General features: G+C 68.8%; 12 protein-coding genes. 6 read left to right on the top strand and 6 right to left on the bottom strand.

Annotation, left to right across the window (positions count from 1 at the left end; all coding sequences use genetic code 11):
* Window positions 1-67: 67 nt before the first annotated feature.
* The 4 genes from ACFVHY_RS18640 to ACFVHY_RS18625 all read right to left on the bottom strand — a co-directional run bounded on the left by ACFVHY_RS18640 (window position 68) and on the right by ACFVHY_RS18625 (window position 5,240).
* Window positions 68-2,416: a HelD family protein gene (locus ACFVHY_RS18640; RefSeq protein WP_390274514.1), complete on the bottom strand. Its 2,349-nt coding sequence runs from the start codon at window positions 2,414-2,416 to the stop codon at window positions 68-70.
* Window positions 2,413-3,102 (bottom strand): hypothetical protein, encoded by a 690-nt coding sequence (locus ACFVHY_RS18635; RefSeq protein WP_390274511.1) that lies wholly within the window; start codon window positions 3,100-3,102, stop codon window positions 2,413-2,415. The genes ACFVHY_RS18640 and ACFVHY_RS18635 overlap by 4 nt, the downstream gene beginning before the upstream one ends.
* Before the next feature lie 106 nt (window positions 3,103-3,208).
* Entirely contained in the window at window positions 3,209-4,303 is a 1,095-nt protein-coding gene (locus ACFVHY_RS18630) for a DoxX family protein (protein ID WP_068971017.1), read from the bottom strand.
* Window positions 4,304-4,541: 238 nt separating this feature from the next.
* The gene (locus ACFVHY_RS18625) at window positions 4,542-5,240 is read right to left on the bottom strand and encodes an MBL fold metallo-hydrolase (RefSeq protein WP_390274509.1); all 699 of its coding nucleotides are present in this window, start codon (window positions 5,238-5,240) and stop codon (window positions 4,542-4,544) included.
* 241 nt (window positions 5,241-5,481) lie between these two features.
* Here ACFVHY_RS18625 and uvrA point away from each other — a divergent pair, with 241 nt between their 5' ends.
* Window positions 5,482-8,364 (top strand): excinuclease ABC subunit UvrA, encoded by a 2,883-nt coding sequence (uvrA, locus tag ACFVHY_RS18620; protein WP_280359754.1) that lies wholly within the window; start codon window positions 5,482-5,484, stop codon window positions 8,362-8,364.
* 113 nt (window positions 8,365-8,477) lie between these two features.
* On the opposite strand, the gene ACFVHY_RS18615 is transcribed toward uvrA, so the two are convergent.
* Together ACFVHY_RS18615 and ACFVHY_RS18610 are read right to left on the bottom strand one after the other, a co-directional pair.
* Window positions 8,478-8,765, bottom strand: coding sequence for a hypothetical protein (locus ACFVHY_RS18615; RefSeq protein WP_058253855.1), 288 nt, complete (start codon window positions 8,763-8,765; stop codon window positions 8,478-8,480).
* A gap of 73 nt (window positions 8,766-8,838) precedes the next feature.
* Window positions 8,839-9,264: a DUF1844 domain-containing protein gene (locus tag ACFVHY_RS18610; RefSeq protein WP_390274506.1), complete on the bottom strand. Its 426-nt coding sequence runs from the start codon at window positions 9,262-9,264 to the stop codon at window positions 8,839-8,841.
* Between the two features lie 265 nt (window positions 9,265-9,529).
* Between ACFVHY_RS18610 and infC the strand changes: the two genes are divergently transcribed.
* The 5 genes from infC to ACFVHY_RS18585 all read left to right on the top strand — a co-directional run bounded on the left by infC (window position 9,530) and on the right by ACFVHY_RS18585 (window position 14,320).
* Window positions 9,530-10,171 carry a translation initiation factor IF-3 gene (gene infC / locus ACFVHY_RS18605; RefSeq protein WP_162540013.1) on the top strand — a complete coding sequence of 214 codons (642 nt, stop codon included), beginning with the start codon at window positions 9,530-9,532 and terminating at the stop codon, window positions 10,169-10,171.
* A 146-nt stretch (window positions 10,172-10,317) separates the two neighbouring features.
* Window positions 10,318-10,512, top strand: coding sequence for a 50S ribosomal protein L35 (gene rpmI / locus ACFVHY_RS18600; RefSeq protein WP_012834577.1), 195 nt, complete (start codon window positions 10,318-10,320; stop codon window positions 10,510-10,512).
* 43 nt (window positions 10,513-10,555) lie between these two features.
* On the top strand, window positions 10,556-10,936 hold the full coding sequence (gene rplT, locus ACFVHY_RS18595) for a 50S ribosomal protein L20 (RefSeq protein ID WP_010844357.1): 381 nt from the start codon (window positions 10,556-10,558) through the stop codon (window positions 10,934-10,936).
* A 47-nt stretch (window positions 10,937-10,983) separates the two neighbouring features.
* Window positions 10,984-11,793 carry a TrmH family RNA methyltransferase gene (locus tag ACFVHY_RS18590; protein WP_390274503.1) on the top strand — a complete coding sequence of 270 codons (810 nt, stop codon included), beginning with the start codon at window positions 10,984-10,986 and terminating at the stop codon, window positions 11,791-11,793.
* Window positions 11,794-11,839: 46 nt separating this feature from the next.
* Window positions 11,840-14,320, top strand: coding sequence for a Tex family protein (locus ACFVHY_RS18585; RefSeq protein WP_390274610.1), 2,481 nt, complete (start codon window positions 11,840-11,842; stop codon window positions 14,318-14,320).
* Window positions 14,321-14,425 lie beyond the last annotated feature (105 nt).

Genomic DNA, 14,425 nt, shown 5'->3' with positions numbered 1-14,425 from the left:
GACGCGGGGCGCGCAGGTGGCGGCCCAGACAACCGCTCCCTGAGGAGCGGAGGGGGGTCGTGCGCCCTCAGCCGGCCGGCAGATCCGCGAGGGCGTCGGGGAGGTCGTCCCGATGGACGACGACGAGTCGCTGGGTCGCCCGGGTGAGGGCGACGTACAGGTCGCTGAGCCCGCGTGGTGACTGGTCGATGATCGCGGCGGGCTCGACGACGATCGTCGTGTCGAACTCCAGGCCCTTACAGCTCCGCACGGTGTACACCCGGGGTGGTTCCCGGTCGGGGAGCGTGAAGCGATCCGGCGCCAGTGCCGCATCGATCGCTTCGTGCAGGTGATCGGGCACCACGACGGCGGTGAGGCCGTCGGGTTCGGCGAGCCCGGCGGCTCGGAGGACGGCGTCGGCGACGCTCTTCGGCGAGTCACCGTCCGCCCGCCGCGCCACCGGCTCGATTCCGTTGCTGCGCAACGAGGTCGGGGCCTTCTCGCCGTTGCCGATCTCGTCGAGGACGCGCGCGGCGTACTCCATGATCTCGCTCGGGGTCCGGTAGTTGACCGACAGCTCCTTGAACTGCCAGCGCTTCGCGACATACGGCTCCAGGACCTCGCCCCACGAGCGCGTGCCCGCCTCGTCGGATGTCTGAGCGGTGTCGCCGATGATCGTCATCCACCGATTCGGGATGCGTCGCATCACCATCCGCCAGGCCATGGCGGAGAGCTCTTGGGCCTCGTCGACGATGACGTGGCCGAACGTCCAGGTCCGGTCGCCGTAGGCGCGCTCGGCCGTCGTGGCGCGTCGTGTCTCGGTCTGGCGGGAGGCCAGCTGTTCGGCGTCGATCAGGTCGTAGGCCATCAGGATCTCGGGATCGAGTTCGTCCTCGAGGTCTTGAGGGGCCGAGCCGGTCAGGATGTCCAGGGCGTCCTGCGCCTCGGCCAACTGGCGACGCCAGCGTGCGCGTTCGGCCCGCTCCGCGTCCTCGGTGCCGTAACCGATCAGCTCGGCGAGCTCGTCCAGCAATGGGACGTCGGCAGGTGAGAAGTCCGCACCCGACGTCGTGGCCGGGCGCGACGGACGGTGCAGCGCAGCACGATCGGCGTCCGTCCAACCCGGGGTGGCCTTGCGTATCGCGCGTTCGTCGCCGAGCAGGTCGCGAAGCAGGGCCTGCGGGGTCAGCGTCGGCCAGTACCGCAGCAACGCGGCACGGATGTCGGGATCGCGGCTCATGTCGTCGCGGATGTCGGCGATGTCGGCGGGGCTGAGCAACTGCGAACCGTCGAGCAGGCTCGATCCGATGGTCGCCGCGTGCCGTGCCGCGAGTTCGGCGAGTCCCGCCTTCAGGAAAGCGTTTTGCGAGAGGTTGTGGGCGCGTCGAGTCGCGCGGGCCTTGGCGCGTGCGGCCTTCACCAGAGCCGAGTCGATCTCGACGGTGTAGCTGTCGAAATCGACTGCCTCGGGCCGGGACGGCAGCGACTGCTGGGCGCGCACCGCCCGCTTGAGGACGTCGACCATGCGCAGTCCGCCCTTGACCGCGGCGGTCGTCCGCGGGTCGGCGGTGCCCGCGCGGACGCCGGGGAACAGGTCCCCGATGGTCGAGAGGAGCACGCCGGACTCGCCCAGCGAGGGCAGCACCTGGCCGATGTAGTTCAGGAAGTCGTCGTTGGGTCCGATGATGAGAATGCCGCTGCGCGAGAGGTTCTCGCGATGTGTGTAGAGCAGGTAGGCGGCCCGGTGCAGCGCCACGGCGGTCTTGCCGGTACCGGGGCCGCCCTGGATGACGGTGACCCCGCGATGCGTCGACCGGATGATCAGGTCCTGCTCGCGCTGGATCGTCTCGACGATGTCGGTCATCTCGCCGGTACGGGCGGCGTTGAGGGCCGCGACAAGAGCCGACTCGTTGACGACGTCGCCGTGTCCGAAGTCGTCGAGCAGCGCATCGCCTGCGGTCAGGGACTCGTCGCTCACCCCGCGGACCTTGCGGCTGCGGGTCCGGATGTGGCGACGGCGCGCGACGTCCTCGGGCGCGGCGGGCGTCGCCAGATAGAACGGCCGGGCCAGGGGCGCGCGCCAGTCCAGCAGCAGGGTGGCGTCGGTGGCGGCGGCGTCGAGTTCGCCGTCGTCGGCGAAACCGTCGTCGAGGACACCGATGCGTCCGATGCGCCGGATCTCACCGTCCTCGAGGTCGAGGCGACCGAAATACAGATTGTGTTCGGCCGCATCGAATTTGGCGAGATCCTCGTTGTACATCCGCTCGTAGGACTCGCGTTCGGACAGCGCCTGCGGTGTGCCGCCGCGTTCGGAGAGCGTCGACGACAACCGACGCTGCGTGGTCCGCCGCATCCGGTCCAGCCTGCCGTACACGCGGTCGAGGTGCCGTTGTTCCTCGTCCACGCGGGGGTCGGTGTCCGGCGAGAGGGCGGTCATCGGCCGTCCCCGATCGACAGCGGTGCGCGGGACCCGTAGGACCGGGCCAGTCCGGCGGCCCGGATGAGGGCGGTCATCGCCCGGGGGTCGGCGGCCAATCTGCTACAGACCTGCGACGCCTTGCCGGCGAGTGTCTCGTCGTCGAGGCGGCCGGACAGCCACTCGAGAACGTCGGTCTGTGCACCGAAGGGGACGGGGTCACCGGTGACCGGGTCGGCGAGGACGCCGTGCCGGGACACGTACAGGTCGAAGGTCGCAGGCGGGGTCCACTCGTCCGGAAGGAGGGGAGTGGGACGGCCGAGAACGGGGTGGTCGCGCGTAGTCACTGTCTGTCGATGATAGTTGGGTTCGGTGGCGTCGAGGGCATCGATGTGGGTGGGACCCAGCCAGGCCGCGGTCGTCGTGATCGCGCCCTCACCTGCGAAGATCGGCGCGGCCGGGATGTATCCCCGGGCCGCGACATGGGCGGAATGGCCGACTGTGATGTTCGTGACGCGGACCGTGCGGAGGCAGATCCGGTCCGTTGACGGAACGTGGGCGAGCTTGCGAAGCAGAACCTCGGGCGCGGCATTCGACCCGACTGCGATCACGAGCCGCGAGCCGGCCGACGGGACCGTCCCGAAGGGCGGACCCGCGAGCGTCATCTCGTGCAGCGAGGCCTCTCTCAGCGCCGCGGACGCGGGCACCCAGGGATAATCCTCTGGCGGGTGCGCCGCGTCCGTGGTCGTGAGATCGGTTGTGCTCAGGGTCGTGCTCGTATCTGTTGCTCGTGCGCGTGGAGACCCCGAGGGATCAGCGACGTGCCTTGCGCAGACGCTTGCGACTCTGCTCGGCGGAGTCCTCGGCAGCTGCGGCGAGCTGGCGTGCGGTCTCGGCGAGCTCGGCCGACCGTGCGCGGGCGACGTCGGCGAGTTCGGCCGACCGATCGCGTGCCACGTCGGCGAACTCCGGTGCGCGCTTGCGGGCGGTGTCGGCGAGATCGGATGCGCGGTCGCGAGCCGAATCGGCGATCTTCGGAGCCTTCTTCTTCGCCTGCTTCTGCGCCTTCGCGGCCTGTTTCTGGGCCTTCTCGGCTCGCTTCTGCGCTTCCTTCACGAGCTTCGGGCCCCGCTTGCGCGCGGTCTCGGCGAGATCAGACGAACGCGCGAGCGCCGTGTCGGCGAGCTCCGACGACCGGTGGAGAGCCGCGTCGGCGACGACCGGGGCGCGGTCCTTGATGCGATCCGCGACATCGGAGGCGGTCTCGGCGGCCTTGCCGGCCAGCTCGAGGGAGCGCTTCTGCGCGGCTTCGGCGATCTCGGGTGCATGCTCGCGGAACTTCGCCGCGGCGTCGGCGGACCGCTCGGAGACGATCTCGGCGCCGTCGTGGGTGCGCTCGACGAGGTGCTCCCAGGTCGACGACCCGGCGGCGGCACCGATCGGCAGCGCCGCGGCGACAGCGGATGCCTTCTGGCGGCCGCGCCACGCGAGCGACGGCTTGCCCTCGGTGTCGACGGCCGCCAACAGGACTCCGCCGAGCAGGCCGACGTTCTTGATGAACGCGTTGCGCTGGGCTTCCTTCTTGACCGGGTCGGCCTCGTTCCAGAAGTCGGTGCCGGCTGCGGTCGTCGGGATCAGGGTGCCGGCCAGGACGACGGACGCGACGCGCGGGAACTTGCCGGTGGCGAGCAGGATTCCGCCGCCGATCTGGGCGGCGGCGTTGATCTGCACCAGGGTCTCGGTGTTCTCCGGGATCCGGCCGGCCACCTCGGGCGGGAGCGACGACCGGGCCTTGTCCACGACCGGCTCCGCGGACTGCGCGATCGGTTTGGGGCTCCGGATGGCGTCCACGCCGCTGGCGACGAACGCCGAGGCGAGGAGCGGACGGGCGATACGGCGGAGAATCATCGGTCACAACCTTCTTCAGTCGGGTTTGGCTATCGAGATCCGTCGGGTGAAGCGCGTTTCTGGCCCGTTCAACGCTACCCTGTCACAACGAATCTGCAGGTCACTCGGCGTGCCGTGGCCGGTTTGCGTACCTACGGGGCATCTGGGATCACGACTCGCCGAACGATCCGAGGAACAGGTAACCGCCCGCGACGGCGACCAAACACTCCGGAGTCGACCGGCGTCGCCCGCTTCCGGATCACCAGCGGCGCTCACGCCATTCGGGGAGTGACCCGCGCTCCGCGCCCAGGGTCGTGTCCTTGCCGTGGCCGGGGTACACGACGGTCGAGTCGTCGAAGCGGTCGAACAGCTTCGTCGAGACGTCCTCGAGGAGGGTGTCGAAGTCCTCCGGCTTCCAGGTCTTGCCGATCCCGCCGGGGAAGAGGCAGTCACCGGTGAACAGGTGCACGGTTCGCTCGCCGCTGTCGTCGACGTCGGTGAGTGCGAGAGCGATCGATCCCGGGGTGTGCCCGACGAGGTGGATGGCCTCGAACGTGAGGTCGCCGACCTCGAGGACATCACCGTCGTCGACGAGGCGGTCGGGGGTGACGGGCAGTTCGCCGGCGTCGAGGCGCCCCGCCGCGGTCGGCACCCCGGTGGACTCGGTGACGGCGGCGAGGGCCTGCCAGTGATCGAAATGCTGGTGCGTCGTGAAGATGAGCTTCGGTGTGCCCCCGACCGCCGACAAGACCTCGGTGATCGTCTCGGCGTCGTTGGCCGCGTCGATGATCAGCTGATCGCCCGTCGCACGCGAGGTCACCAGGTAGACGTTGTTGTCCATCGGGCCGACGGACAGCTTGACGATGGTGGCCGACGACAGCGTGCGGCGCTGCGGGGTCTTCGACTCGGAGAGGTCGCCGGTGTAGTCGTCGCTGATCGGTGTCGCTGGGGAGGTCATGCCGACAGGCTATGACAGCGGGCACCCGGAATGTGACGGTCGCGACCATGAAACCCGGCGTGGCGCGCGTATCCTGGACCATCGGTTCGGCGATGACACGCGGGCGGCGAGACCGATCGCCCGGTCGTCGGACTCCGAATCTCCCCGGGGCGAGTGCATGGCGACGTTTCTGTCGGTGGCCGTCGGTACTGTGCCCGTGCGCCGTCTGTGCGCCCTGTGACTCGAGAATGTAAGGACTGCAGTGGTTGATCGTCTGATCGTCCGAGGTGCCCGCGAACACAATCTGCGCGGCATCGATGTCGACCTGCCCCGGGACAGCCTCATCGTCTTCACGGGGTTGTCGGGATCGGGCAAGTCATCCCTCGCCTTCGACACGATCTTCGCGGAGGGGCAGCGGCGCTACGTGGAGTCACTGTCCGCCTATGCGAGGCAGTTCCTCGGGCAGATGGACAAGCCTGATGTCGACTTCATCGAGGGCCTCTCGCCCGCGGTGTCCATCGATCAGAAGTCGACCAACCGCAATCCCCGGTCGACCGTCGGCACCATCACCGAGGTCTACGACTACCTCCGTCTCCTCTACGCCCGCGCCGGCAAGGCGCACTGCCCGATCTGCGGCGAGCCCATCGCCAAGCAGACACCCCAGCAGATCGTGGATCAGGTGCTCGCGATGGACGAGGGCACGCGCTTCCAGGTGCTCGCGCCGGTCGTGCGTACCCGCAAGGGCGAGTTCGTCGACCTCTTCGCCGAGCTCCAGACCCAGGGCTTCTCCCGCGCCCGCATCGACGGCGTCGTCCATCAGCTGACCGATCCGCCGAAGCTGAAGAAACAGGAGAAGCACGACATCGAGGTGGTCGTCGACCGCCTGGTCGTCAAGGCCAGCGCCAAGCAGCGCCTGACGGATTCGGTCGAGACCGGTCTGCGCCTGGCCGACGGCATCATCGTGCTCGACTTCGTCGACCTCGAGGAGGACGACCCGGAACGCGAGCGCCGCTTCTCGGAGCGGATGGCCTGCCCGAATGCGCATCCGATCGCGATCGACGACCTCGAACCGCGGTCGTTCTCGTTCAACTCGCCGTACGGCGCCTGCCCGGAATGCGACGGGCTCGGCATCCGCAAGGAGGTCGACGAGGAGCTCGTCGTGCCCGACCCGGAGATGTCGCTCGCCGAGGGTGCGATCGCGCCGTGGTCGACCGGCCACAACGCCGATTACTTCCTCCGGTTGATGTCGGGTCTGGCCGATCAGATGAAGTTCGACATCAACACGCCCTGGAAAAAGCTGCCGATCAAGGCGCGCAGGGCCCTGCTGAACGGCAGCGACCACCAGGTCCACGTCAAGTTCCGCAACCGGTACGGCCGCACGCGGTCGTACTACACCGAGTTCGAGGGCGTGCTCTCGTTCCTCGCGCGCCGCATGGACCAGACCGAGTCCGAGCAGATGAAGGAGCGGTACGAGGGCTACATGCGGGACGTGCCGTGTCCGGCCTGTCAGGGTGCGCGCTTGCGCCCGGAGATCCTCGCCGTCACGCTCGACCACCCGGAGTTCGGGCCGAAGTCGATCGCCGAGGTGTGCGCCCTGTCGGTCGCCGACTGCGCCGATTTCCTCGACCAACTGCGGCTCGACTCCCGGCAGGCCGCGATCGCGGGACGGGTCCTCAAGGAGGTCCAGGCCCGCATCCGCTTCCTGCTCGACGTCGGACTCGAGTACCTGTCACTCGAGCGCGCCGCGGGTTCGTTGTCGGGCGGCGAGGCGCAGCGCATCCGCCTGGCCACCCAGATCGGTTCGGGTCTCGCGGGCGTCCTCTATGTTCTCGACGAGCCGTCGATCGGTCTGCACCAGCGCGACAACCGTCGGCTGATCGACACGTTGACGCGGCTTCGGGATCTGGGCAACACACTGATCGTCGTCGAACACGACGAGGACACCATCCGCGCCGCCGATTGGATCGTCGACATCGGGCCCCGTGCCGGGGAGCACGGCGGGCACGTGGTGCACAGCGGCAGTTACAAGGACCTGCTGAAGAACCGGAAGTCGCTGACCGGTGCTTACCTCGCCGGTCGCGACACCCTGCCGGTGCCGGACATCCGGCGGCCGATCGATCGCAAGCGCCAGCTGACGGTCGTCGGCGCACGGGAACACAATCTCCGTGGCATCGACGTGTCGTTCCCGCTCGGCGTGATGACCGCGGTCACCGGTGTCTCGGGGTCGGGCAAGTCGACGCTCGTCAACGACATCCTGGCCACCGTGCTCGCCAACAAGCTCAACGGCGCGCGTCAGGTGCCCGGGCGTCACACCCGCATCAAGGGTCTGGACAACCTGGACAAGCTCGTGCAGGTCGACCAGTCGCCGATCGGGCGCACCCCGCGGTCGAACCCGGCCACCTACACCGGTGTCTTCGACAAGATCCGCACGTTGTTCGCGGCGACGACCGAGGCGAAGGTCCGCGGCTATCAACCGGGGCGGTTCTCGTTCAACGTCAAGGGCGGCCGCTGCGAGGCGTGCACCGGTGAGGGCACGATCAAGATCGAGATGAACTTCTTGCCGGACGTGTACGTCCCGTGCGAGGTCTGCCACGGCGCGCGGTACAACCGCGAGACCCTCGAGGTGCACTACAAGGGCAAGACCATCTCCGAGGTCCTCGACATGCCGATCGAGGAGGCCGCCGACTTCTTCGAGCCAGTCACCTCGATCCATCGCTACCTGAAGACACTCGTCGACGTCGGTCTGGGCTATGTCCGGCTCGGGCAGCCGGCGCCGACGCTGTCCGGCGGTGAGGCACAGCGCGTGAAGCTGGCGGCCGAATTGCAGAAGCGGTCGATGGGCCGGACGGTCTACATCCTCGACGAGCCGACCACCGGTCTGCACTTCGAGGACATCAAGAAGCTGCTCGCCGTGATCAACGGTCTGGTCGACAAGGGCAACACGGTCATCGTGATCGAGCACAACCTCGATGTCATCAAGACCGCCGACTGGGTCATCGACATGGGACCCGAGGGTGGCGCGGGTGGTGGAACCGTGGTCGGCGAAGGTACTCCGGAGGACATCGCCTCGACCCCGGGCAGCCACACCGGCAAATTCCTGGCCGAGATCGTCGACATCGACCACGCGGTGGCGTCGGTCGGCTGAGCCACCGAACGCGAATCGCCACTTCCGTTGCAGGAGCGCCGGTTTCGGCGGCACACGTCGACGGGAGTGGCGATTTGCGTGTTCTGAGGGGGAATGCGCGGCGGGGGAGTGTGCTACGAACCCATCGACTTGCGGATCTCCTCGAGTCGCTTCTTCGCGGCCTCGTCGCGTTTGCGCATCATCTCGTCGACGGACTGGCCTTCGGCGCTCGCCTCCGCCAGCTCCTGCGACCCGATCGCGGTGGTGATGCGGTTCTCGATCTTGTCGCGCACGAAGTCGAAGGTCGGGACGCCGCTGTCGGAGTAATTCGGGTCGGGAACCGCTCCGGGCACCGGGCCGGTCGGCACGATCTCCGCATCGATGATCTCGTCGGACCGTCCGGGCTCCTCGGCATTCGTCATGGGTCCAGGGTAGGCCCTCCGCTGGTCGAGCAGCGCCGACCGAGCGGAGCGAGGCCGCCGCGTGTCGAGGCCACTAACGCCGAGGCGTGCGAACCGGGCCGGTGTACTTCTCGCCCGGGCCCTCGCCGGGCTCGTCCGGGTATGCACTGGCCTCCCGGAACGCCAGCTGCAGACCCTTCAGGCCGTCGCGGATCGGTGCGGCGTGTATGCCGAGATCGGCTTTCGACGCGTCGACGATGCCGGCCAGGGCGGTGATCAGGGTGCGGGCCTCGGGCAGGTCGATCCGGTCGGCCGGGGTCCCCTCGGCCAGGCCGAGCTTCTCGGCCGCCGCGCTCATCAGCATGACGATGGATCGGGTGATGACCTCGATGGCCGGAATATCGCCCAGGTCACGGACGTTGCCGGGATCGGTGTGCGCCGCATCTCCCAGGTCGGCGCCATCGCCCGTCGCACCCTCCGGGGGTAACGGTGCAGGTGACGAATAGGAGTTCTCGGCCATGGCTGCTAGACTCCCATAGCACGACCGCCCTGGTATGCGCCGGGGTCGTAAGTGGAGTTCCGCTCCCACCGTTCGACGCGAGGTTCTCGCAGTTGCACGGTCCGGTTCACGCCGATCGTCGCAGATCGCATCTCTCGATGCTGAGCTGTATGTCGTCGGCAGCGTGTGTCAGCACTGGCACGCGTGGACGAACCGGTCGGTATCGGAGCCCCGCGGACATCAGTCCCGGGGCTTCCTTGCTGAGGTGTCCCGCAGGTTCTCTTGCATACGTCCCTCGCCACGACGCGACGGTTACCACTGCAGGATTGAACAAGGAGGCCCCATCAGCACTGAGACCCGCATCAACGAGCGCATCCGCGTCCCTGAGGTCCGACTCGTCGGACCCAACTCGGAGCAGGTGGGCATCGTGCGTGTTGAAGATGCGCTTCGCTTGGCCTACGAGGCCGATCTCGACCTGGTCGAGGTGGCCCCGGACGCCCGTCCGCCGGTCTGCAAGATCATGGACTACGGCAAGTTCAAGTACGAAGCGGCCCAGAAGCAGCGCGAATCGCGTCGCAACCAGCAGATGACCGTCATCAAGGAGCAAAAGCTCCGTCCCAAGATCGACGACCACGATTACGAGACCAAGAAAGGTCACGTCATCCGGTTCCTCGAAGCGGGATCCAAGGTGAAGGTCACCATCATGTTCCGCGGCCGCGAGCAGTCCCGCCCCGAGCTCGGCTACCGACTGTTGCAGCGCCTGGGCAACGATGTCGCCGACTACGGCTTCGTCGAGACCTCGGCCAAGCAGGACGGCCGCAACATGACGATGGTCCTCGCGCCGCACAAGGGTGCGAAGACCCGCCAGAAGGCGCAAGAGAGCCGTGAGCGTTCCGGCGGCCCGAAGGCCGCCCCAGACGCGAGCTGATCCGCGAGAACTGAGCGGACGAGAACTGAGTCGATCGGCCGGACGAGAGTCCGAACCGCTCCGGCCGAGATCACGACACGCGAACACGGGTACACACCGGACCTCACCGGGTCCGGTGCCCGAGTTCGCCCGAGAAAAGGAAGAACATGCCGAAGAGCAAGACCCACAAGGGCACCGCGAAGCGCTTCAAGGTGACCGGCAGCGGAAAGATCGTCCGCCAGAAGGCCAACCGCCGCCACCTGCTCGAGCACAAGTCGTCCCGGCGCACCCGTCGTCTCGACGGCACCACCGTCGTCAGCGAGAACGACGCCCCGCGCATCAAGCGACTGCTCAACCGCTGACGCCAGCGACCCCAGACATCTGACAAGCAAAAGGATCTAACACATGGCACGCGTGAAAAGGGCCGTCAACGCCCAGAAGAAGCGTCGGTCCACCCTCGAGGCCTCCAAGGGCTACCGCGGACAGCGGTCGCGCCTCTACCGCAAGGCGAAGGAGCAGCAGCTCCACTCGCTGAACTACGCCTACCGCGACCGTCGCGCGCGCAAGGGTGAGTTCCGCAAGCTGTGGATCTCGCGTATCAACGCCGCGGCCCGCGCCAACGACATCACCTACAACCGACTCATCCAGGGCCTCAAGGCCGCGGGTGTCGAGGTCGACCGCAAGGTGCTCGCCGACATCGCCGTGACCGATCCCGAGGCCTTCACCGGTCTGGTCGAGGTCGCCCGCAAGGCACTGCCGGCCGACGTCAACGCGCCGGCTGCCTGATTGCGCACCAGCACCCACGACCCGCGAGTCGCGCGGACGAACCTCCGATGACGGAAGTCCTGTCCGAGCGGTCCTCGCGGGTCGTGTCGTATGCGAAGCTGCATCGCGCCGCCGAGCGGCGCGACCAGGGTCGCTTCGTCGCCGAAGGTGCCAATGCCGTCGCCTCGGCGCTGGCCGTCGGACGGGCCGAGGCGGTCCTGGTCGCCGACGACGAGCAGTTCCGTCATCGCGATCTCGTCGAGACCGCCGCGGCGGCCGGCGTCCCGGTGTCGGTGATCACCGGCCGCGCCGCGTCGAAGCTCGCCGAGACGTCCACGCCCGCGGGCATCTTCGCGATCTGCCCGTTGCTCGACGTGCCGCTCGACGCCGTCCTCACCGCCCGGCCGCGACTCCTCGCGGTCGCGGTCGAGCCGCGGGAGCCCGGGAACGCGGGCACGCTCATCCGCTGCGCCGACGCGATGGGCGCCGACGCGGTGATCCTGCTCGGCGATGCCGTCGACCCCCACAACGGCAAGTGCATCCGTGCGAGCGCGGGAAGCGTGTTCACGGTGCCCGTGGTGCGTGAGCGCGCCGTCGACGACGCCCTCGACGCCATCCGGGGGTCCGGCGTCAGCCTGTTGGCGACCGCGGCCGATGGCGAGGTCGCCCTGGACGCGGCGGGCGACATCCTCTCCGGCCGCGTCGCATGGCTCTTCGGCAACGAGGCGCACGGCCTGTCGGTCGAGGTGCAGCGCTCCGCCGACCACCGCGTGTCCATCCCCATCCGTGGCCGCGCCGAGAGCCTGAATGTCGCTGCCGCGGCGGCCATCTGTCTGTACGAGAGCGCCCGTGTGCACGGCGCGGCGGGTCGCGTCTGACCGCTGTCCGAGTCGGCCGGTAGGGTCGGCGATCGTGTCAGAAACTGTGTCACCCGACTCCGCGCCCGAACCCGCACCCGCGACCCCCGGCTCGCCGGCCGCTGCACCCCAGACGGTGCCCGCGCCCGATCCCGCGGTCGTGAACTCCCGCATCGCCTCGTCGATCGCGACCGAACTCGGGGTGGGCGCCGGTCAGGTGCGATCGGCGATCGAGTTGCTCGACGGCGGATCGACGGTTCCGTTCGTCGCCCGATACCGCAAGGAGGCCACCGGCGGCCTCGACGACGCGCAGCTGCGTACCCTCGACGAGCGTCTCGGTTACCTGCGCGACCTCGAGGCCCGACGCCAGGCCGTCCGTGAATCCATCGCCGCGCAGGGCAAACTCGACGCCGCACTCGATGCGCGCATCCTCGAGGCCGACACCAAGGCGCGCCTGGAGGACATCTACCTGCCCTACAAGCCGAAGCGCCGCACCAAGGCCCAGATCGCACGCGAGGCCGGACACGAGCCGGTGGCCGATGCACTGCTCTCGGACCCGACGACGGACCCGGCGACCTTCACCGCTGAGCAGCTCGACGGTGCCCGCGCGATCGCCGTGGAGCGGTTCGCCGAAGACGCCGACCTCGTCGGCGAACTCCGTGAGCTGATGTGGCAGACCGGAGTGCTGCGTACGGCGGTTCGCGACGGCAAGGAGTCGGCCGGCGCCAAGTTCGCCGACTACTTCGAGTTCTCCGAGCCGTTCACGTCGCTTCCGTCGCACCGGGTGCTGGCCGTGCTGCGCGGCGAGCGCGAGGAGATCCTGTCGGTCACCCTCGACGCCGATCCGGAAGCGGCCGACCGGCCCGCCGGCCCCGGACCGTACGAGCAGCGGATCGCCGCGCGGTTCGGCATCGCCGATCAAGGGCGGCCGGCCGACCGCTGGCTCACCGACACGGTGCGCTGGGCGTGGCGGACCAAGCTGTTCGTCGGGCTGTCCCTCGACGTCCGGATGCGGCTGCGTCAGGCCGCCGAGGCCGACGCGGTCGCGGTGTTCGCGACGAACCTCAAGGACCTCCTGCTGGCCGCGCCCGCCGGGTCCCGTACGACGATGGGGCTCGACCCCGGTCTGCGCACCGGCGTGAAGGTCGCAGTGGTGAACGCGACCGGCAGGGTCGTCGACCACGCGACGATCTATCCGCACGAGCCCCGGCGCGACAAGTCCGGCTCGCTCGCCGTGCTCGGCGCACTCGTCGAGAAGCACGGCGTCGAACTCATCGCCATCGGCAACGGCACCGCCTCACGCGAGACCGATGCGCTCGCCGGCGAGCTGCTGGCCGCGATCAAGGAGGCCGGCAAGAAGCCGCCGACGAGCGTCGTCGTGTCCGAGGCGGGTGCCTCGGTCTACTCCGCGTCGGCGTACGCGTCGAAGGAATTGCCGGACCTCGACGTCTCCATCCGCGGCGCGGTCTCGATCGCCCGCCGGTTGCAGGATCCGCTCGCCGAGCTCGTGAAGATCGATCCGAAGTCGATCGGGGTGGGGCAGTACCAGCACGACATCTCCGAGACCCTGCTCGCGCGCTCACTCGGGGCGGTCGTCGAAGACGCGGTGAACGCGGTCGGCGTCGACGTGAACACCGCGTCCGTGCCGCTGCTGTCCCGCGTGTCCGGCATCACCGCGGGCCTCGCGGAATCGATTGTCGCGCACCGTGACACCAATGGCGCGTTCCGGGATCGCAAGCAGATCACCGCGGTGCCCAGGCTCGGCCCCAAGGCATTCGAGCAGTGCGCCGGCTTCCTGCGCATCGCCGACGGCGACAATCCGCTCGACGCGTCGAGCGTGCACCCGGAGGCGTACCCGGTCGTCACGCGCATCCTCGAGAAGGTGGGCACCGATGTCCGGTCGCTGATCGGCGACACCGCGACCCTCACCAAGTTGCGGCCCGAGGAGTTCGTCGACGAGACGTTCGGTCGTCCGACCGTCATCGACATCATCGCCGAACTCGACAAGCCCGGGCGCGACCCGCGGCCGGAGTTCAAGACCGCATCGTTTGCCACGGGCATCGAGAAGGTCTCCGACCTGACCCCGGGGATGGTCCTCGAAGGTCAGGTCACCAACGTGGCCGCCTTCGGCGCGTTCGTCGACGTCGGCGTGCACCAGGACGGCCTCGTCCACGTCTCGGCGATGGCACACCGCTTCGTCTCCGACCCCCACGAGGTCGTCAAGTCCGGCGACATCGTGAAGGTCAAGGTCATGGACGTCGACATCGACCGCAAACGCATCGGGTTGTCGCTGCGGCTCGACGACGAACCGGGCAGTGACGGCAAACCCTCCCGCGCGCCTCGCGGGCAAGGGCGGGAGGACAGTGCTCGTGCCGGCGGCAATCAGCCGCGGAGGAACGATCAGCGTGGCGGCGGACGGGGCAACCCGGGCGGCCAGGGCCGGGGCGCTCAGGGTCAGGGTAACCGAGGCGGGAACCGGAACGATCGACGCCCGGCACCCAGCGGGGCGATGGCCGACGCGCTCAAGAGAGCCGGCTTCGGCAAGTAGGATCCGCGGCCCGGGCGGGCCGGTTGCGTGTTCGCGGGTGCGGGGATTGCCGACCCCGACCGAGTAGTTTCCCTCAGGCCGTGCCGGTCGCCGCGGCCGAGACTC

The sequence above is a fragment of the Gordonia sp. NPDC127522 genome, from assembly GCF_042672305.1.
In the GTDB taxonomy this organism is placed as follows: domain Bacteria; phylum Actinomycetota; class Actinomycetes; order Mycobacteriales; family Mycobacteriaceae; genus Gordonia; species Gordonia hongkongensis.
The sequence above is the reverse complement of the archived record's forward strand: the minus strand, read 5'-3'. Positions and strand labels throughout refer to the sequence as shown.